Source organism: Serratia rhizosphaerae (assembly GCF_009817885.1).
Lineage (GTDB): Bacteria > Pseudomonadota > Gammaproteobacteria > Enterobacterales > Enterobacteriaceae > Serratia_B > Serratia_B rhizosphaerae.
On sequence record NZ_CP041764.1, the window covers coordinates 669,632 to 689,452 of the forward strand.

21 protein-coding genes and 1 pseudogene are annotated in these 19,821 nt (G+C 53.3%); 13 read left to right on the plus strand and 9 right to left on the minus strand.

All coding sequences use genetic code 11. The features are described from left to right. Nucleotides 1-16: 16 nt before the first annotated feature. Together FO014_RS03090 and FO014_RS03095 are read right to left on the minus strand one after the other, a co-directional pair. On the minus strand, nt 17-754 hold the full coding sequence (locus tag FO014_RS03090) for a gluconate 2-dehydrogenase subunit 3 family protein (protein WP_111737491.1): 738 nt from the start codon (nt 752-754) through the stop codon (nt 17-19). 180 nt (nt 755-934) lie between these two features. Further along, nucleotides 935-1,966 carry a LacI family DNA-binding transcriptional regulator gene (locus tag FO014_RS03095; protein WP_160027732.1) on the minus strand — a complete coding sequence of 344 codons (1,032 nt, stop codon included), beginning with the start codon at nt 1,964-1,966 and terminating at the stop codon, nt 935-937. Nucleotides 1,967-2,057: 91 nt separating this feature from the next. Between FO014_RS03095 and FO014_RS23850 the strand changes: the two genes are divergently transcribed. From FO014_RS23850 to FO014_RS23910, 7 genes and pseudogenes are all read left to right on the plus strand, one after another. Then, the gene (locus FO014_RS23850) at nt 2,058-2,213 is read left to right on the plus strand and encodes a hypothetical protein (RefSeq protein ID WP_212603824.1); all 156 of its coding nucleotides are present in this window, start codon (nt 2,058-2,060) and stop codon (nt 2,211-2,213) included. A gap of 426 nt (nt 2,214-2,639) precedes the next feature. Beyond that, on the plus strand, nt 2,640-3,437 hold the full coding sequence (locus FO014_RS03100) for a carboxymuconolactone decarboxylase family protein (RefSeq protein WP_160027734.1): 798 nt from the start codon (nt 2,640-2,642) through the stop codon (nt 3,435-3,437). A gap of 25 nt (nt 3,438-3,462) precedes the next feature. Then, nucleotides 3,463-3,894: a cyclophilin-like fold protein gene (locus FO014_RS03105; RefSeq protein WP_160027736.1), complete on the plus strand. Its 432-nt coding sequence runs from the start codon at nt 3,463-3,465 to the stop codon at nt 3,892-3,894. Between the two features lie 326 nt (nt 3,895-4,220). Beyond that, nucleotides 4,221-5,198: a DUF1852 domain-containing protein gene (locus FO014_RS03110; RefSeq protein WP_105230316.1), complete on the plus strand. Its 978-nt coding sequence runs from the start codon at nt 4,221-4,223 to the stop codon at nt 5,196-5,198. 29 nt (nt 5,199-5,227) lie between these two features. After that, complete coding sequence (locus tag FO014_RS03115; RefSeq protein WP_105233241.1) at nt 5,228-6,250, plus strand: methionine synthase; 1,023 nt, start codon at nt 5,228-5,230, stop codon at nt 6,248-6,250. A gap of 573 nt (nt 6,251-6,823) precedes the next feature. Then, entirely contained in the window at nt 6,824-7,618 is a 795-nt protein-coding gene (locus FO014_RS03120) for a hypothetical protein (RefSeq protein ID WP_160027739.1), read from the plus strand. A 69-nt stretch (nt 7,619-7,687) separates the two neighbouring features. After that, nucleotides 7,688-7,915, plus strand: a pseudogene (locus FO014_RS23910) (hypothetical protein); the annotation flags it as partial. Here FO014_RS23910 and FO014_RS03130 read toward each other — a convergent pair. After that, a complete protein-coding gene (locus FO014_RS03130; protein ID WP_160027741.1) occupies nt 7,812-9,068 on the minus strand; it encodes an alpha/beta fold hydrolase in 1,257 nt (418 codons plus the stop codon). The pseudogene FO014_RS23910 and the gene FO014_RS03130 sit on opposite strands and share 104 nt — an antisense overlap. 126 nt (nt 9,069-9,194) lie before the next feature. Between FO014_RS03130 and FO014_RS03135 the strand changes: the two genes are divergently transcribed. The 3 genes from FO014_RS03135 to FO014_RS03145 all read left to right on the plus strand — a co-directional run bounded on the left by FO014_RS03135 (nt 9,195) and on the right by FO014_RS03145 (nt 11,503). Further along, on the plus strand, nt 9,195-10,070 hold the full coding sequence (locus FO014_RS03135) for a LysR family transcriptional regulator (protein WP_246168071.1): 876 nt from the start codon (nt 9,195-9,197) through the stop codon (nt 10,068-10,070). A gap of 231 nt (nt 10,071-10,301) precedes the next feature. Then, a complete protein-coding gene (gene yajD / locus FO014_RS03140) occupies nt 10,302-10,649 on the plus strand; it encodes an HNH nuclease YajD (protein ID WP_015671533.1) in 348 nt (115 codons plus the stop codon). A gap of 155 nt (nt 10,650-10,804) precedes the next feature. Continuing rightward, nucleotides 10,805-11,503 (plus strand): RluA family pseudouridine synthase, encoded by a 699-nt coding sequence (locus tag FO014_RS03145; RefSeq protein WP_160027745.1) that lies wholly within the window; start codon nt 10,805-10,807, stop codon nt 11,501-11,503. 65 nt (nt 11,504-11,568) lie between these two features. On the opposite strand, the gene FO014_RS03150 is transcribed toward FO014_RS03145, so the two are convergent. After that, nucleotides 11,569-12,108, minus strand: a complete 540-nt coding sequence (locus tag FO014_RS03150; RefSeq protein ID WP_105230311.1) for a DUF2058 domain-containing protein — start codon at nt 12,106-12,108, stop codon at nt 11,569-11,571. Nucleotides 12,109-12,457: 349 nt separating this feature from the next. On the opposite strand from FO014_RS03150, the gene FO014_RS03155 reads away from it, so the two are divergent. Continuing rightward, the gene (locus tag FO014_RS03155; RefSeq protein ID WP_160027747.1) at nt 12,458-13,147 is read left to right on the plus strand and encodes a helix-turn-helix transcriptional regulator; all 690 of its coding nucleotides are present in this window, start codon (nt 12,458-12,460) and stop codon (nt 13,145-13,147) included. Between the two features lie 70 nt (nt 13,148-13,217). Next, on the plus strand, nt 13,218-13,964 hold the full coding sequence (locus FO014_RS03160) for an SDR family NAD(P)-dependent oxidoreductase (RefSeq protein ID WP_160027749.1): 747 nt from the start codon (nt 13,218-13,220) through the stop codon (nt 13,962-13,964). Nucleotides 13,965-14,227: 263 nt separating this feature from the next. Here the strand turns inward: FO014_RS03160 and FO014_RS03165 are convergent, their stop codons facing one another. From FO014_RS03165 to FO014_RS03175, 3 genes are all read right to left on the minus strand, one after another. Next, on the minus strand, nt 14,228-14,599 hold the full coding sequence (locus tag FO014_RS03165; protein ID WP_343039566.1) for a DUF1493 family protein: 372 nt from the start codon (nt 14,597-14,599) through the stop codon (nt 14,228-14,230). A 72-nt stretch (nt 14,600-14,671) separates the two neighbouring features. After that, nucleotides 14,672-15,304 carry a LysE family translocator gene (locus tag FO014_RS03170; protein ID WP_111737498.1) on the minus strand — a complete coding sequence of 211 codons (633 nt, stop codon included), beginning with the start codon at nt 15,302-15,304 and terminating at the stop codon, nt 14,672-14,674. A 41-nt stretch (nt 15,305-15,345) separates the two neighbouring features. Continuing rightward, the gene (locus tag FO014_RS03175) at nt 15,346-16,284 is read right to left on the minus strand and encodes a DMT family transporter (RefSeq protein ID WP_160031338.1); all 939 of its coding nucleotides are present in this window, start codon (nt 16,282-16,284) and stop codon (nt 15,346-15,348) included. Between the two features lie 136 nt (nt 16,285-16,420). Between FO014_RS03175 and FO014_RS03180 the strand changes: the two genes are divergently transcribed. Further along, a complete protein-coding gene (locus FO014_RS03180; protein ID WP_160027751.1) occupies nt 16,421-16,858 on the plus strand; it encodes an Lrp/AsnC family transcriptional regulator in 438 nt (145 codons plus the stop codon). On the opposite strand, the gene dinG is transcribed toward FO014_RS03180, so the two are convergent. Both dinG and FO014_RS03190 read right to left on the minus strand, forming a co-directional pair. Further along, entirely contained in the window at nt 16,855-19,056 is a 2,202-nt protein-coding gene (gene dinG, locus FO014_RS03185) for an ATP-dependent DNA helicase DinG (protein ID WP_105230306.1), read from the minus strand. The genes FO014_RS03180 and dinG overlap by 4 nt on opposite strands. Before the next feature lie 103 nt (nt 19,057-19,159). After that, on the minus strand, nt 19,160-19,813 hold the full coding sequence (locus FO014_RS03190) for a glutathione S-transferase family protein (protein ID WP_105230305.1): 654 nt from the start codon (nt 19,811-19,813) through the stop codon (nt 19,160-19,162). Nucleotides 19,814-19,821: the final 8 nt, after the last annotated feature.

Consider the following 19,821-nt stretch of genomic DNA (forward strand, 5'->3'; position numbering starts at 1 on the left):
AATCTGCCTTGTCTATTTACGCTTTCAGGAGTTGAATGATGCTGATAGGTTCGATATTTAACTTCTGTCCTTTTAAAGGCGCATAATCACGATAGTCGTAACGTGCCCCCGGGAACCCAATCATTCTCCACCCGACCATATTGCGATTGCCGCCATAAATAGGATCGGCTAGGAACCCTTCCTGAACATTGGCCAGGAACTGTCCGAATAATACTTCCGAATTGAATGTCGGGTACGTAAACTCACCGGACTCCATCTTCTCTAAATAAGCATCCTGCATATCATGAGAGAGTTCGGTGAAAGATTTATTAAATAAACGCGTACAGTGTGTATCCAGTTCCTGAAGACCTTTACGGTAGATTTCCGCCGGAGAATAAGGGCTTTGGTTGCCCTGAGACTCGGTACCGTTTTCAAATGGTCCCTGATTATATTTCCATTTGGCTTTGCCATAATCTCCCGCAAGCTGATTGTCGATAAAGACAACACACCCTGCCTGAGATGCGCTTACGCTTAACTCATCCGCGGGGATTAGTCGGTCAAAGATAGCGGTAACCAATGCATACTCACGCTCATTAAAAAATAAACGCTGCGTAGGATCTGCGGGGGTCGGCAATGGGGTCTCTTTCGCACGCCAAATTTTACCGCCATTCAGAACATTTTTTCTTTCCGCGGCACCTGCGGGGGTAAATATGGAGGCGGCCGTTCCTGTTCCAGCCAGAATTAACCCTGCCTTAATAAAACTTCTACGCTTCATACCATGCTCCAGACGAGAAGAATCACTGACCACAGAAATAAACTCCCTGATAAAAACTCAGAAGAGCATATCTGATAGACAGTAGTAATTATTTTTTAGAAGTGAACTTTATAAATGTTATTTTTGCAGCCGGCGGTCCTCGTTTATGCGCCATATTTTACATGGCGCATCGTTGATTTATTATTTCTGCTTTTTAATATGCGAACGCCGTAAACGCAGCTCGCCAAATTGCCATTCACCATCGGGATCTGACTGCTGATCGATCAGGCGATTAATTGCTTCGGTAACCTGAAGGTCTGCCCGCTGATTCCAGCTGGTCAGCTCCCACGTGCTGGAATGGGCTTCATCGATATCATCAAACCCTACAACGCCAATCTGAAGATCTGCATCAAAGTCTCTTATTGCCTGTATCGCGCCAAATGCAAGCACATCGTTCTCGCAAAACAATGCATCAAGGCGATCATGTTCCGTTGACTCTTTGAGATAGTTCATCATGCAGCGATAGGCGAAGTCTCTATCGTAACGTCCAGCAACTAAAACAACGTCTACTTTTTTACCTTCTAACGCTAGTGATGCCTCGTAGCCTTCCAGTCTCAGCAAATGATTGGATGACGTATCGGGCCCCTTCATATAACCAAAGCGTTGATAGCCTTCTTTGAGCAAGACCTGTCCTAATGTCTGACCCGCTTTAAAACCATCAATGTTGACAACTTCGACTTCCGCACTGTCCGTATTTCTAAAGACGTGAATTGCGCGAATATGGTGCAACGATTCAGCGACCACCAGCAATTCATCACTCACGATGGTGGCAAGATAGATCAGACCATCAACATGAAGCTGCCCTGCCATTTGCAATACAGATTGATAATTTTCTGGCGACTCTATGTTTAAGAGCAGGGTCATATAACCACGCTCGTTCAGGCGCTGCGTGACCTCTTTGAGCATCCGCAGCGTATGAGGATTGCTGAACTCATCAGCCACTACCCCAATGATTTTTGTGCGTCGCTGTTTCAAACTACGTGCCAGTAAATTGGGCCGGAACCCTAGCTGCGAGGCAGCGGCAAGAACGGCCTCTCGCGATTCAGCTGAAATCGATGCGTTATCTTTAAAAGCGCGCAACACTGTCCATTTTGAAACGCCTGCCAACTTTGCAACGTCATCTGCTGTCGATTGCTGAAACTTTCTGTCTGGGTTGCCTTTTTTTTCTTTCATGCTGATTCACATTGATTACGGACGCATCATACGGCACAGCATAAATTAATCAGGCTTACACGCCAAATCCCTGGCGGACGCTGAGAACTCTTTGTCAATCAACACCGCCCTTATTGGTGTTGATGTGAGGATTATATTTTTCGTTGCTACCGTTGGCAACGGTGCATTGCCAACGGTAGCAAGAGATGCAAACACGCCGCCTGCCGCACCTCTCGTAAAAATATTTTTAAATCAATTAGTTAATTAATTACTCATGAATGTTAATACTTAGCAGTGCAATTGTTAACAATTGTAATCCAAGCGTTGATGAGGGGTTGTCCGGCGGTGGTAGCCCGTGACCCGCTTCCTATTGGTTAACGCAAGCAAGTGGTTGCAACGGGTACTTGTCGGCCGGGCCGCCTTCGGGCCGGGATTCCATATCTATAACTCTAGCCGGCACCCGTTATCGACGGGCCTGCACCTGTTGATCGATCGGGTTAAAGAGTTTCTCCCTCGCTCTTTAACGGCTTACGGCCATTGATGAAAAAAATTCACAACTCCATTCGATAGCGGCTACTGGTTCCGCCGCGGCCGCTGCCCTAACCTTACTGCCAATAACGTATTGGGCTGGCAGCCAATTACCGGGATACCCGCGCCAGACGTCAATCAATTAAACGCCAATGGAGATGTTGCGATGAAAAAAGTGATAGCGGCTGCAGCGATATCGCTGGTTCTCGCAGATTTTGCGCATGCCGATGAAAAAAGAGGTGAAACCATGTTGAAGATTACCCCATCAAGCCTTTCCGTCACCGATATACACGCCGTTTCCCCGGCCTTGGCCCGCTTCGGCAATGAAGTTATGGCTGATGACCTCTGGCAGCGTACCGAGCTTTCGCCACGCGATCGCAGCATCGTCACCGTCGCCATGCTGATTGCCAGAAACCAGCCCGCCGAGCTCAGGCATTATGTCGGGGTCGCGCTCGACAGCGGCGTGACGGCGGCGGAAGTCTCGGAAATTATCACCCATCTTGCTTTCTATTCCGGCTGGCCGAATGCGATGTCGGCGATCGCGGTGACAAAAGAGATCTTCCAGGCGCGCGGGGTCAACGCGACGGCGCTGCCCGAAGCCTCTCCTGCGCTTTTGCCGCTCAATCAGGAGGTAGAACAGCAGCGTTCGGCAACCGTGGAAAAAAATGTCGGCCCCGTCTCCCCCGGGCTGGTCAAATTTACCGCCGATCCGCTCTTTCTGGACCTGTGGCAGCGGCCCGCACTCAAACCCCGGGACCGAAGTCTGGTGACGGTCAGTGCATTAATCGCATCGGGCCAGAGCGCGCAAATTGGTTACCACCTTAACCGGGCAATGGATAATGGCCTGACGGCTGAAGAAGCCGGTGAAATCGTCACTCAGGCCGCCTTCTATGCCGGATGGCCGAATGCGTTTTCTGCCGCGCCGGTTGTGGGTGACGTGCTGCGCGCCCGCGTATCGAACTAAGCAATCGGTAATTTAAGGAGAAGCGATGAGGACGGCTATACGTACCCTTTTTCTCCTGATGCTGGTTTTTGTAGCAAATGTGAACGCCGGGGAGAAGACGGTGAAGATTCAATTTAATTATCACGGCAAGACGGTAATTGGCTCGCTTGAGGATAACCCGGCGTCGCGGGAGTTTCTGGCGATGCTGCCGCTCACGGTCAAAATGGAAGACTATGGCGCAGTTGAAAAAGTCGCATGGCTACCGGACAAACTCAATAAGGCAAATACGCTGCCGGCAATCACACCGGCTACCGGTGATATTGCGTACTACATCCCCTGGGGAAATTTAGCGATATTTCGCCAGGACTTCCGTCATTCACCAGGTTTGATCAAACTCGGGCGTATCGACGAAGGGCTGGCAGCATTACAGCAATCAGGCTCGGCAGAAGTCCGCATAACGCGGGTTGAAAACCAGTAACGACGGTACGACATCATGCAGGCGGCCGGCATCCCCCTGCATACGTCACCGGGGCGCAGTCAAGCATCAGGCCGCGCCCTTCTTAGCCACGGCTGCGCCCTTTCATCGCGTTGCGCAGCCAGCCGCTCCCCGCCTCCCCCAGAACATGAAGATGGCTCATGTTGTTATGAAATTAAGTCGCTTTCACTCCTCCCATGGCTCTGGCATAAATTATGCAATGTTAACGAATTGACAACATGAAGACGGATAAACGAGAAACCGGCATTCCCCGGAACCTCCGAGAATCCATCCAGTTTTCACGTCAGAACCCAGGATGCAAGATCACGATGACTCAAGATTTTACATTTACGATTAAGCGCAGCCAGTTTGATGAAAACTATAACCCTGCCGAAAGCACGCGTATCACCACCAACTTTGCCAACCTGGCCAGAGGGCAAAACCGCCAGGAAAACCTGCGCAATACGCTCACGATGATGAACAATCGCTTCAATAACCTGGCCTATTGGGATAACCCGAAAAGCGATCGTTATGCTGTCGAGCTGGACATTATTTCCGTTGAGATGCGCATAGAGGGGAGCGGTGCGGCTTTCCCCGTGATTGAAATATTGCAAACCCATATCGTCGACAAGAAAACCGACGAACGTATTGAAGGTATCGTCGGCAATAATTTCTCTTCCTACGTGCGGGATTATGACTTCAGCGTGTTGCTGTTGGATCACAACAAAAACAAAGCAGACTTCAACATTCCGGAGAATTTTGGCGTATTGCACGGCAACATCTTCAAATACTTCGTTAACTCACGCGAATATCAGGAAAGCTTTAAAAAACAACCGGTGATCTGTTTAAGCATCTCAAACAAAGACACCTATCACCGGACGGGCAACCAGCACCCGGTATTGGGCATCGAGTACCGGCAGGATCGCTCTTCGCTGACCGACCAATATTTCAAAAAAATGGGCCTGCAGGTGCGCTATTTCATGCCGCCAAACAGCGTTGCGCCGTTGGCATTTTATTTCTCCGGCGACTTACTGCGTGATTACTCTGACCTGGAGTTAATCGGCACCATCAGCACGATGGAGACGTTCCAAAAGATTTACCGCCCGGAGATTTACAATGCGAACTCTGCCGCCGGTCTGTGCTACCAGCCCAGCCTGAATAATCAGGACCATTCGCTGACGAAAATTGTTTATGACCGGGAAGAACGCAGCCGGCTGGCTATCGAGCAGGGAAAATTTACCGAAGAGCACTTTATCAAACCATACCAGAATATTCTTGAGCAATGGTCTGCTAACTACGCGCTTTGATTAACCAAAAAATAGAAGGCTATCTGATTATGAAAACATTGCTCCCGACCTCCACCGCCGGCAGCCTGCCTAAACCTTCCTGGCTGGCGCAGCCTGAGACGCTGTGGTCTCCCTGGAAGTTGCAAAATGAAGAGTTAATCACGGGCAAACAGGATGCGCTGCGCCTGTCTCTGGACGATCAGCTGCGGGCAGGGATTGATATTGTCAGTGACGGTGAGCAAACGCGTCAGCACTTTGTCACCACGTTTATTGAACACCTGAGCGGCGTTGATTTTGAACAGCGTCAGGTGGTTAAAATCCGTAATCGTTATGATGCGAGCGTGCCGACCGTGGTTAGCGCCGTGGAACGCCAGAAACCCGTGTTTGTTGAAGACGCCAAATTCTTACGTCAGCTCACCAAACAGCCGATTAAATGGGCCCTGCCCGGCCCGATGACGATGATCGATACGCTGTATGACAACCACTATAAAAGCCGTGAAAAGCTGGCCTGGGAATTTGCCAAAATCCTCAATCAGGAAGCCAAGGAGTTAGAAGCCGCCGGCGTCGATATCATCCAGTTTGACGAGCCTGCGTTTAACGTTTTCTTTGATGAGGTGAACGACTGGGGCATCGCCGCGCTGGAAAGGGCCATTGAAGGCCTGAAATGTGAAACGGCGGTGCATATCTGCTACGGATACGGCATCAAAGCCAATACCGATTGGAAGAAGACGCTGGGTTCCGAGTGGCGACAGTATGAAGAAGCGTTTCCCAAGCTGCAAAAATCCAATATCGACATCATCTCGCTGGAGTGCCACAACTCGCACGTTCCGATGGATCTGCTGGAACTGATTCGCGGCAAAAAAGTGATGGTCGGCGCCATTGACGTGGCGACCAACGTTATCGAAACGCCCGAGGAAGTGGCCGATACCTTGCGTAAAGCGCTGCAGTTCGTCGATGCCGACAAGCTCTATCCGTCAACCAACTGCGGCATGGCGCCGCTGGCCCGTCAGGTCGCCAGCGGCAAGCTGCGCGCGTTAAGCGCCGGCGCGGAAATCATCCGCCGCGAGCTGTAAGCCGGCGCGCATTGCCAGGCGTTTGCAGGCGCACCCCATATCAGGCGATCGGCAGCGATCGCCTGATTTTTTCTGCCCGCCATGTCGTTTAGGGTACCGGCTGCCGGCACATCCTTATCATCATGCCCCCAGGGAACAACAGAGAAGTACTGATAACAATTGCAACGAAAATCATAAGAATCACTTGACCATTTAACGTCCATCCCCCGCCAATCCCCCGGTTCGTGACCTGATGTATAGAGTATCCGACGCCGCTCGTTATGCAGCGTAATCGCCGATCGCCACGCCCATGCCACAGTGCAGTACGGCGATGGCCTATACACCATGCCAGCCGCCAGCGTATGGCGTCAGTCAGGTCAAAACTAGCCATACCGGCCAGGCTTTACTATAGTTAAAACAATCTTAACATTTGTGTGATTTTCCTTCCCTTATTGAAGGCCTTTGACATGCGGATTGGAGTAAACAAAAGCGGGATAAGCAGAAATACCAATAATCAAGTTGATGACACCATTAGCACCATTAAGAAGATTGCGTTCAATTTACGTACTATTTAAATATTAATATGGGGGTTTCATGCTACACGTGAAGATTTTCGAAAAAAATGAAGTTTATGGAAATAATGTTGTCAACTTACTCAGCGATCTGCACGAAAAAATATTCTCCCCTCCCGGTAACATCACGTCAGATGACATCATCTCGGCGTATATCCACCCTGCCGCGACCATCAGCAAAATTGCCATTTATTATGATGATAGGATCCCCGTTGGCTTTATGTGCATGCAGAGATACGAAATAGAAATAGATAAAAAAAAGTTAAACGTTTTTCGCAGTCAGGTAGGGTTATTGAAAGATTACAGAAACAAAAACATCGTTAAATTAACCTACTTAAGATTTGTGATTTCAGAAATGTTACGCACCCCAAGAAAATCACTCTTCTTTGAACTATGCATCCACCCCTCCAGCTATTGTTCAATACTCAAGAAAGGTTGCAACAGAAATAAAGCATGGCCAACAAAGGAAAATGCGCACCAAAATAGACCGATGAAGGATCTGTGTGAGACATTACTCAACAAGTTTGATCTGGAGATAAAAAAAGAAAATGGCGTCTTGATTCATAACGATGGACTAGGGCCAACCCGTGTCGAAAAAAAACCGAAAGGGGATATAAGTAGTGACGCTAAATTTTTTATAGAGACAAACCCCGGCTATGTCAACGGCGATGGACTAGCCATCATTTTAAGCCTTTCAGTGAAAGATATTCTGGTTAACATCTTCCACCAGACGTTGAGTAAAATAAATCGTAAATTGATTATCAGACCGGCTCATGGTCAAGAGGAATCCCCTCAAGAGAAACCTAATGAAATATAATGTTCACTGCCGCTTTTGCGATAGGCAGAAATGCATAACAGGAAAGCACGCCACCGGACTCCATGGCGTTTGATAGCCAGGACGCTGCAATCTGGCGAGCTGGTCAGCGTATTGCCAGACTACCGGTTACCTGACCGCTTCCTTTATGCCGTCTATCCCGATGCGCGCTTTATCCCACGGAGGGTCAGAAACATCAGCCGCGCGATCGGGCAATTGCTGCCAGGAATTCTGCCATCGCCGCCGTCACCGCCCGTGCCGCTTCAGTCGGCGGATGATGACCCGTGCCGGCCAGGATGAGCAGACGGGCTTCAGGGATCAGTCCTGCCATCTCCTGGCTCAGCCCAACAGGGGTGGCCATGTCCTGTTCGCCACAGATGACCAGCGTCGGCGCCGTGATGCCTGGCAGTAGTGCTGTGATATCACCGCGCTCAAAAACCGCGGCGTCCAATGCAAGCGCTAATCCTGCGCGGCTGTGAGACTGCATAATACGGCGCTCTCGGACGGCCTCTGCCTGATTATTCTGCAGCCAGCGTTCGCTGTTGATATAACCCTGAAGGCGTTTAAATAAATCTTCACGCTCAGCGTCTGAACCGGTGAGCAGAATTGCACGCTGTTCGCGCCAGTTTTGCAGACGTTCAGGGTATTCCGCTCTGGCGCTGGTGCCAATCAGCACCAAACCGGACACCCGCTGCGGATAGTGTGCGGCGAGTCTGATGGCGGCCATTCCCCCCTGACTCTGTCCAATAACGGTCACTTTGCCCAGTGACAGTTCCTGGATCATTAACGCCAAATCCCTGCTCAGGTCATCAAGTGTCCAGCCGGCGGGATTGTACTCGCTCTGACCGTGTCCCGGCATGTCCAAAACAATACAGCGGTGCGACTTACTCAAGGCCTCAAACTGCGCAGAGAAAATTTCATGATTGGCGAACAGCCCGTGGGCAAAAAGCAGCGTCGGCCCTTCCCCGATATCGCGGTAACGATACAGCGTGCCATTAATTCTCACCTGCTGAAGTTGCCATTCATCGTCGGCGTCAAAGGCCCTGCCAAGCAACGCGGAATCCTCAAACATTTGATAACGGGTTATTTTCGACGCTGATACCTTAAAATGAATGATCATATCGCTGCCTACCGCATTGCCCGTACTCAGCACGATATGACGAAAGCGGCCCAGTACCAGAACGCTGTCATGATGGGCAATCATTTCACTGATGGAGAAATCCAGCGGCCTGAAGTGCTGCGGGAAAGATTGCAGCCAGCGTCTGACCTGTTCCACGCCCTGTAACAATCCGACGGTGGATACTTCCGGCACGCCGTCAATATGCCACACGACATTGTCATCAAGCAGGCTGACAATGTCCTCCACCTTTCCTGCGGCAAATGCCGCCAGATAAGCCTCGACGATCTTTCTTGCGCTCAGTCCCTGCATATCATGAGTGTTGCTTGCTTCCATCTGATTATTCCTCGTAAAAAAGAATGAATACCTTGCTGAAAGTTTATTTTTTCCATATTTTGAAAACTACAGATAAAATCAGCCAATTATTTTCCAAAAATAGAAAATGGTATGCGTGGAATAAATATGGACTGGAACGATTTACGCTTCTTTTTAGCTGTCGCGCGCACAAACAGCCTCACCAAAACGGCTATTAAGCTGAACGTCAGTCAGTCGACGGTGTCACGCAGGATTAGCACACTTGAAAGCAGTCTACAGACCTGCCTGTTCCTCCATCATCAGACCGGATACTTTCTTACCGATGCCGGCCAGGAGGTGCTCAGATATGCTGAAGAGGTGGAAGGCAAGGTGATAACGCTGGAGAAAAAAATCTCCGGGCGGGACCTGACACCGACAGGAACCGTACGGCTGGCGACGGCAGTAACGCTGGCAAACCACCTGATTATTCCGGCGTTGCCACGCTTCCGGGCCCGCTATCCCGGCATCACTCTGGAGCTTATCACCGGTGTAAATACCGTATCGGTGGTGCGCAATGATGCCGATATTGCCCTGCGGCTGGTCCGTCCCGAACAGAACACCTTAAAGATACGCAAGGCGGGTACGGTGGCCTCTGCGGTGTACGGTGCCGAGGCCTATGTTCGTGAGCATCCTGCGCCCGTCGATAACCCAACGGCAGACCGCAGTTTTATCACCTGGGACAGGTCATTCAGCCATCTCCCTGCCGCCAGATGGCTCAATGAACACTTCCCTGACCGGGCGTCGTCATTAGCCTTGACCAGTCTGGTCACCCAGATTGCCGCAGTAAAAGCGGGGCTGGGGCTGGCGGTGTTGCCCTGTTTCATTGCCGCGCAAAACAACGAGCTGGTGGAAGTCATCCCGACACAACAGGTGTTTTCTGAGGAACTGTGGCTGGTCAGTCATACCGACCTGGTCGCATCTTCACGGATCAGAGTAGTGGCCGACTTTTTAATGGAGATTATTAACGAAGCTCATCTGGCATAAGCTGGCCGGGTTAGTGCAAGCCGCTGCCGGCGCATCGCGGCCATAGCCCCGCCTTCATCCGCGCTGAGCAAACAGCCGACGTTCTGTGTTAAGTAAAGATTCACTGTGCCGTCCGGACTCTCTGTGTGAACTGCCCGCTGACGCCCGCGGCCGGTAGACGTAATATTCTCCTGCCGTCCCGTTTTGGGATATATTGTGACTATTATTTCTTGCTAACAGGTAACATCGGCAATGGCTTTTATCCCCAAAAACTACGCGCGGCTGGAAAGCGGCTACCGTGAAAAAGCACTCAAAATCTATCCGTGGGTATGCGGCCGCTGCTCACGGGAGTTTGTTTATTCAAACCTGCGTGAATTAACGGTTCACCATATCGATCACGACCACACCAATAACCCGGAAGACGGCAGCAACTGGGAGCTGCTGTGCCTGTACTGCCACGATCACGAACACTCGAAGTACACGGAAGCCGACCAGTACGGCACCACCGTTGTGGCGGGGGAAGACGCGCAGAAAGATGTCGGCGCGGCCACCTACAACCCGTTTGCCGAGCTACAGGCAATGATGAACAAGAAGAAATAAGAGCGGGTCTGTCAGTTGCTGACTTGGGCTGCCCCATCAGGCGGTTATGGGCGAGGAGCGGACGCTGCGATTTAAAGACATCAGGCGAAGCGCGGATTCGCCAACCGGCGGGAAATCCGCTATTATCCGCTGCCACTCTCCCCCCGGGCAGCCTGATGTCTACGATTATCGATACCTTTATTGCCCCGCCGTGCCATGAGCAGATAGACATCCTCTATCAGGACGATCACCTGGCGATAATTAATAAACCCGCCGGGCTACTCAGCCTCTCCGGCAAAAATCCGCAAAATCTCGATTCGGTGCATCATCGGCTGGTACAGCTATTCCCCGGCTGTACGCTGGTTCACCGCCTGGATTTCGGCACCTCCGGGCTGATGGTGATTGCCCGCAATAAGGCAATCAATGCCGCCCTCTGCCGGCAGTTCAGCCAGCGCACGGTAACCAAGGTGTACGGCGCTCTGCTCTGCGGGCATCTGGACAACAACGAAGGGGTGATAGACGCAGCGATAGCCAAAGACCCGGCGCTGTTCCCGCTGATGTCGATTTGCTCAACCCACGGCAAACCCGCCAGATCCCGCTATCGGGTCATCGAACGTTATGAACATACGGTGGAGGATGGGCGGTTACTGCCGGTGACGCGGGTACAGCTGATCCCGGAGAGCGGGCGTACTCATCAGTTACGCATTCACTGCCAGCTGCTGGGCCACCCGATTCTGGGCTGCGACCTGTATGGCGGCCTGCTGCCGCCGGGCACCGAACGGACGCCGCGGATGATGCTGCACGCCAGCGAGCTGCATATTGTTCATCCCGTCAGTGGGGAAGCACTTAATATCCGGCATGCCTGCCCGTTCTGACCACGTCGGCTGCGGTATGAAAAGTCCGTCAGGACTTTCCATACGCCGGCAGCGGCAACACGTGCTTACCACATCAAATCGTCAGGCACTTTAAAGTCGGCATACGGATCGTCTTCATCCTGCTCTTCCTCACTCAGCGCGCTGTTTAACACAATGCTGTTTGCATCGCGCTGGGCAATTTTATCGGCGACGCTGGCGGGGATAATGGCGTATTCACTCTCGCCGTTGCTATCAACGGCCAAACGCGCGATGGCAAGACGGCCGCTGATCAACTGGGTTTGCGTGGTCTTATCCACATACACTTTTTTAATCAGACTGCCATCGGTGAAGTTAAAGCCGATATCGCCCTTTGCCGGCACGATACGGTTCATCTCAATCAGCTGCTTCACCTGCGCCTTGTACTCTTTGGCTAACGCCGCCTGCTTTTGCTGCTCGCTAAGCTGCTTATCGCGCTCCAGCTGCGCTTTTTTATTCTCTTCCACCGCCTCTCTGGCCTCACGCGCCTGAACCCGTGATTTTTTCGCCGTGCGTTGGACCTTGGCCGCCTTTTTGCTGGTCACCAGCCCTGCCTTCAGCAGCTGCTCTTGTAAGGTGAGTTTTGCCATCTTCGTTTCTGAACCCGTTGAGAAATTTGTGGGGATTATAGCGGTATTGGTGGAGGGGGAGCTAGGGTTGTGTGGTTTGGGCGGGGAGTGGGGAGAACTGAGAGGAGTGAGCCGGGGCGGGAGTGAACTGAGTGCAATGTCCACGCCCGACATAAAGCTAAGCGGCAGCTATGAGCGAGAAGCGGAAGGTTACACTCATCACCACCACAGATGACCGCATTACGAATATAGCGCTGTATTAATCAATATGGGACAGTTCAACTTAAGCGTGTACGCTTACTTTGTACTAAGATGCTTATCCAACAGATGCTTTAAGATATCGTCTCAGGATCAAGATGGATTTATCTACATGACCAGAACAGAAAGGCTTCTCGAATTACTACAGATATTAAGGGCGCAAAGATATCCGATTACTGCATCCACTCTCTCTGAAAGATTAGAAATAAGTGTGCGCTCCCTTTACAGAGATATAAAAACGCTACAGCATCAAGGAGTGTGCATTGAAGGTGGTGCTGGAATTGGTTATATCGTTAAGTCTGACTTTCATTTACCCCCCTTAAACCTTTCTCATGAAGAAATTAATGCTATTACACTTGGGTTAAATTGGGTATCTCATAATACTGATTGTGATTTCAAAAATACGGCAAGAAATGCACTTGCCAAAATACACGCCGTCATTTCCGATACATTAAAAAATCTCATTGAGAATCAATCCTATCTGATCGGTCCTTCAGAAAATAATGAGATATTTTTTGAAGGCATCCGCAATGCTATTAAAAAGCGAAAGAGAATCAAAATAAAATATTGTGACAAGAAAAATAGTTACTCCTCTCGAGTCATATGGCCCATTGGATTGGTATATATGGAGTCATGCTGGCTTTTGGTTGCATGGTGTGAGATGAGAAATGATTTTCGTCATTTTAGAACTGATAAAATTGAAGAGATGGTACAACTGGATTCCATATATGGTGAAAGCAGGACGGCTTTATTGAAAAAATGGAGAATAAAAGAAGGAATCTGCGAGGGTAAAGAGTACTGACAAAAACTGTCACAGCTTATTTGTATACTACTCCAAATGAAAGACTCAATTCTACTTCATAGGGGGAATTATGAATTTCCAGAATAAAGTTGCTGTCATAACAGGAAGCACTGCAGGTATAGGTGAGGCAGTCGCAGAGAAATTACACAAAAATGGAGCTAAGGTCGTTATTGTATCCCGCTCGTCAGAGCAGGCTAAACAGAAAGCGAAACGATTATCTTCACAGGGACAACAAGCGCTGGGGATCGGATGTGATGTGTCACAACCCGAACAAGTACAGAAAATGATAGATGAGGTTATCAAACATTTCGGCAAACTTGATTTTGCTGTAAATAATGCAGGGTTAACAGGTGAACATGGTAAAAACATAACAGAGCAGACAATTGAAAACTGGGATAAGGTTATTTCCACCTCATTGAGCGGCGTATTTTACTGCCTAAAATATGAAATACCTGAGCTGATGAAATTTGGTGGATCTATAGTTAATTTATCTGCAGTGAATGGTTTGGTTGGCATTCCAGGATTAGCACCTTACACCGTGGCTAAACATGGTATAATCGGTTTAACCCAAACCGCAGCGCTAGAGTTTGCAAGTCAAGGTGTTCGAATCAATGCAGTCGCTCCGGGCTATGTCCAAACCCCACGAATGAGTGAATTCCCTGAAAATATCGTACGTAGTTTCGCAAATAGCCACCCTATGAAAAGGATGGCAACAATGCAAGAAATAGCAGACTTCATATTGTTTTTGCTTTCAGATAATTCGGCGTTCTGTACCGGAGGAGTTTATCCAATCGATGGTGGTTATTTAGCAGAGTAAAAACCCCCTAAAGTCCTTTTAGAATGTAAGAATTACCTCAACAAAGTGGTAGGCTCAATGGGAGCATTAGAATATATAGCTAACGCTTCCGTTGTAGGACTAGTGATAACAATATTTCCAGTATGGATTAACAGGAGTATAGATGATCGGCTCTCCATTGGTTCATACATCATGCCATTAACAATGTCCGCTCCTGGCACGAAGCCGACTGTTGAATAGGATTGCTTCGAAATAATAGCAAGTCCCTATGCAGAGAAACCAAACTACCCATCCACCCATTTTCCCGCCCTCGCAGATTCCATCAGCATGGCAATGGTAAGCGCTTCAGGCTCTTGATATTTTTTCCTCTTACCCCAGGGGCAAAGCCAGGCAATCACAGCGGAGGTTACGCTGATTTCCTGCGGCCAATACTTCATAAAGTTAAACCCTGAGCTGTCAACATTGAACAACTCAAAATACTCTTCCATGATTTCCAGGCCATCCTCCCAGAGCCAGGGATACTTGCCCGTCGACAGGCTGGTGTCTGACGTCAGCGGTTTCTTCTTACTGAAAGGCGTGCGCAGGTTCCACTTCGCATCGTACCAATCAAAAACTTGCTGGCCGATATCGGCGTTGTCCGGTTTTTTGTCCATCATCTGTCATCCTTAACCTGCCACCGCCCTGTTCCACCGGCAGCAATTACGTCCCCCGTAAACGGAGGCCTTCCCTCACGACTGCCGGCTGGACAGCAGCAGCTTGCACGCCAGCGCGGCGAACACCCCGCTCAGCAGATAGTTCGGCCAACGCGCGTTGATGCGGCGGCCTGCGAAACGGTTCTTCATGCCGCTGACCAGCATAATCACGCCGCCGTTGACCGCCAGCCCCACCAGATTCAGCACCGTCGCCAGCACCAGCATCTGCACCACCACCGAGCCGGCCTGCGGGTTGATAAACTGCGGGAACAGCGCCAGCACAAACAGCGCCATCTTGGGGTTAAGAATATTGGTCCACAGCCCCTGACGGAAGATGCGTCCGACCGCCACCGGCGCCAAGCCGGCGGAAGCCTGCAGACTGCCGCCCGAACGCAGCGTTTTCCACGCCAGATACAGCAGATAGGCGGCCCCCATCACGCGCACTGCGTCATAGGCCAGCGGCATGACGACAAACAGCTGCGACAGCCCCAGCGCCGCCGCCAGCGCGTGGCAATAGGTGCCAAGCTGAATCCCCGCCAGCGAGGCGAAGCCGGCGCGTCGCCCCTGGCTGATGCTGCGCGAGGCGATAAGCAGCATATCCGGCCCGGGGGTGACGGTCAGCGCCAGACTGGCGGCGGAAAACAGCGCTAAGGTAGAGATGTCGATCATGATGTTCCCAATAAGGTTAGCCAAATGAGCAAGTTATTAATCTACCTCAGCGACGGCGTTTTTCCAGTTTCGCCGTGCGCAATGCCGCATTTTTCAGCCGCAGGCTGCGGCCGACGGCGTTCGCCCAGCAGGTTCATCCCGGCGGCGGCCAGCAGAATCAGCGCCGCGCCGGCCAGCTGCGCCAGCGACAGCTGGTGCGCAAAGGCCCAGCGGTCCACCAGCATGGCGGCGACCGGGTAGATAAACGACAGCGAACCGGTCAGGTGGGTCGGCAGCTTCTGGATGGCGCCGTACAACAGCACAAACATCAGCCCGGTGTGCACCACGCCCAGCGCCAGCAGCATGCTCCACTGCCCGGCGCTGGCGTCGGCGTGGAAGTCCACCAGCGGCAGCAGCATCAGCGCGCCGACGCTGACCTGAATCAACACGATCAACTGCGGCGGCGTACCGGTCAGGCGCTTGGCCGCCAGCGCCGTCAGCGCATAGAAAAACGCCGCCCCCAGCGCCAGCAAAATCCCCCACAGATACTGGCCGCCCGCGCCCGCCTGCTGCGGCTGCGCCAGCACCACCAGCGTCATGCCGGCAAAGGCCAGCGCCAGCCACAGCAGCTTGCGCGCCGTCAGCCTTTCCCCCAGAAACAGCGCCCCCAGCCCCACCAACATAAACGGCTGGGTGTTATACACCGCCGTCGCGATGGAGATCGACGCATAGCGGTAGGCGCTGAACAGCAGCAGCCAGTTCACCACCAGCGCCATGCCGCCGGCAACGGCAATCAGCAGCGTCGCCCGCCGCAGCCCCGGCGCACGCAGCTGTCCGAGCAGGCCGCACACCAGCAACAGCGCCAGCGCGCCGATGGCGCAGCGCCAGAACACCACGTTAATCACCGGCTGGCCGGACATCAGCACAAACCAGCCAATCGAACCGGAAATCAGCATCGCTGCCACCATCTCCAGCGAACCGCGTTTTATCTCTGCCTTCATCGTCTGTATCCCCTGCGTCAGTGATTGCATTAGCTTGCAACCTTTTGCCGCTGCGCTCCATAGCCAAAATCAGGCAGATATGCTTAACTTCCTTTTTATTAAAGGCTGAATACATTACTTACCTAACAAGGTTGCTATGGATATTATCGATCACCAAATTCTGGCGCTGCTGGCGGAGGATGCGCGCATGTCGCTGAAAACGCTGAGCGCCAAAGTGGGGCTGTCTTCGCCGAGCACCTCAGAACGGTTGCGGCGGCTGGAGGAGAGCGGCGTGATTCAGGGCTACACCCTGAACGTGAATCTGCAGGCGCTGGGCTACAGTTTTCAGTCGCTGGTGCGCCTCAAGCCGCTGCCGGGCATGCTGAAGAAGGTGGAACAGATGATTGCCGCCATCCCGGAGGTGGTGGAGTGCGACAAGGTAACCGGTGAGGACTGCTTTATCGTGCGGCTGTCGACGCGCTCGCTGGAGCAGCTCGACCAGATCCTGGATCGGCTGGCCGAGCAGGCGCAGAGCAATACCTCGATTGTGAAAACCACGCCGGTGAAGCGCCGCCTGCCGCCGCTGGCGGTTTAACGGCGGCGACGGCGGGTGAACGGATTGCCCTTCTTTTTCTCTTTTTTGGCCGCGTCGGCGGCCGATTTCAGCGCCGCCAGATGCGCCTTGTCGGCCTCCGGCACCGCCCGCTGTTCAATGGGGAACACCGGCAGCGCCGCCAGCAGGCGTGAGCCGTAGTTTTTTGTCAGCAGGCGGCGATCGTAAATCATGATTTCGCCATGGCACTGATTGCTGCGGATCAGCCGGCCGACCTGCTGGATCAGGTTAAACGAGGCGCTGGGCAGGCTCTGCACTTCAAACGGATAGCGCTTCAGGGTTTTCAGCCACTCGCCTTCGGTGAGGATCACCGGGCTGTCGATCGGCGGGAAGGCGATCTTGTGAATATGCACCTGCGTCAGCAGCTCGCCCTTCAGATCCAGCCCTTCGGCGAAAGACTGCAGCCCCACCAGCACGCTGGCCACGCCCTTCTCCACCCGCTTGCGGTGCTCTTCCACCAGCCGGTAGCGCGGCTGATCGCCCTGCACCAGCAGCATCAGCCGTAAATCGGTGACGTAGCTGAGGAAGGTCTGCATCGCCCGGTTGCTGCTGAACAGAATCAGCATCCCTTTGTGCTGCCCGCCGGCCACTTCGGCGCGGAAGCAGCGCGCCATCTCTTCCAGATGCTGCGCTTCATTAGCCATCGACGGTTCAAACTGCATGGCGGGAATCACGATTTTGCCCTGCTCGACGTGGTTGAACGGCGAGGAGAGCACCTCAAAGCGGTCGCCGGCCTTTTCGTTCAGGCCGCTCATCTCCTGCAGACGGGCGAAGCTGTTGAGCGAGCGCAGCGTCGCCGAGGTCACCACCACGTGCGGCACGTTGCGCCACAGCAGCTTCTCCAACTGGTCGCTGACGCGGATGCCGACGCAGTGCAGATACAGATGGGTAACGTTATCGCGCACCTCGCGCGTGACCCATTTGGAGATCGGCGCGTTGGAGGATTTATCCATCGCCGCCAGCTTCCACAGCTTGCTCATCGCTTCCAGATAACCCAATGTGCGGCTCATCTGCAGAATCGTGCGGTGCAGGCGCACAATATCGTGCTTGCCGGTCTGTTCGCTCAGGTCATTGAGGATAAACTCCGCCAGCCCGCGCAGCCCGTCGGTCAGTTTGAACAGCCGCGCGCAGCTCTCCACCATCTCCGGCGGCAGCGCGCCCATCTCAAAGCGGTGCTCCGCCGCCGCGCCGTCTCCCGGTAGGTAAGCGCTTACCTGATGCTCAAAGCCCTGCATCAGCTCGCGCAGCTCCTCGCAGTGGTTTTTCAGCCGTTCGATGTTCGCCAGCCCCGGCGGGTTCTTCGGCCGGTACTGGGTCATGCACAGCTCCACCTGCCGCACGATCATATCCAGCTGCAGGTTGGCGGACAGCGCGGTGATTTCCCCTTCCATCTCCAGCGCGTCGCGCGCCACCTCCGGCAGGTGGTGGCCCTCGTCCAGCACCAGCAGCAGCTCTTTGGGATTAGGCAGTACCGATTCGCTCTCCAGCGCCGCCATCACCAGCGCGTGGTTGGCGACCACCACGTCGGCGCTCTCAATCTCTTTGCGCGCCAGATAAAACGGGCACTCGCGAATATAGTGGCAGTTACGCCCCAGACAGTTGGCCTTGTCGGTGCTCAGCTTGCTCCACAGCGTGTCGTCAATCGACAGCGAATAGTGGTCGCGCAGGCCGTCCCACTCGTGGCGGGCCAGGGATTTGGACAGTTTCTGGCACAGCGCCTGCTCTTCGCCGTTGGAGGGCGCCAGCTCATCCTCGTCGAGATACAGCATCAGATCGCCCTGCTCGGCGACGTCGGTGCCCATCGCCGCCAGGTTGCGCGGGCAGACGTAGCGCCGGCGGCCGAACGCGCCGGTAAACTTTAAGTCCGGGATGATTTTCTTCAACAGCGGCAGGTCTTTACTGTAAATCTGGTCCTGCAGCGCCACGTTGGCGGTGCTGACCACCAGCGGTTTGCCTTCGTCGCGCCCGACGGCGATGCCGGGAATCAGGTACGACAGCGTCTTGCCGACGCCGGTCGGCGCTTCAATCGCCAGATGGCGCGAATAATCGCCCGCCAGCGTCTTGGCGACTTCGGCAATCATCTGCCGTTGCGGTGCGCGGGAAATAAAGTCCGGTATTTGCTGCTGCAGGGCTTTGTACCACTTGCCGATCTGATCTTTTACTGCGGAGGTGAGCGCCATTCAACTCTTATCTAAACGAAATGATGGCGCTATTGTCCCACAGACGACGCGCGCCGTCAGCACGGCGAAGCAACGCATCGTCCGCTTTGCGCTGCGCCGCGCATTATTCCAGCGGCGCAACATGGTCGAAATGCGCCTGGAACAGCGCATTCAGCAGCGGCAACTGCTCCACCCGACCGGCGATGGCGGTCAGCTGCGGGCAGTGCTGCAGGAACCAGCGGCGGCCGGGCCGCCAGTTGCACATCACGGCGATGTACAAATCCAGCGCGCTGAAGGTGCGGCCGAGAAACCACGGCCCGGCGTCGCTGGCGGCCGCGGCGCACTGCAGCCACAGCTGTTCGCGGCGCGGGGCGATCGCCTCCTCCAGCCGTTCCGGGTGTCGGGTCTTCGGCAGCCAGGTCTCCGGGTGGTCGCCATAGGTGAAGGTCGGGTAAATCGCGCTGTTGATAAACATCAGCCAGCGTAAAAAACGCGGCAGCGTCGCCGCGCCCGCCTCCGGCGCCAGTTCCGCGTGGGGGGCGCGCGCATGCAGCAGCAGCACGATCGCCGCGCTCTCGGTCATCACTTCATTATTGGGCAGAATCAGGGTGGGCACCTCCCCCAGCGGATTGAGCCGCAGCAGACGCTCGCGCTCCGGGCTGTCCGCCGCGTAGTCCACCTCTTCATAACCCCAGGGAAAGCCGGTCAGCTCCAGCGCGGCGGCGACGATGGTCGAACCGCAGCCGCGGCAGCCGAGCAAGGTGTAAGTATCACGCATAACTCCTC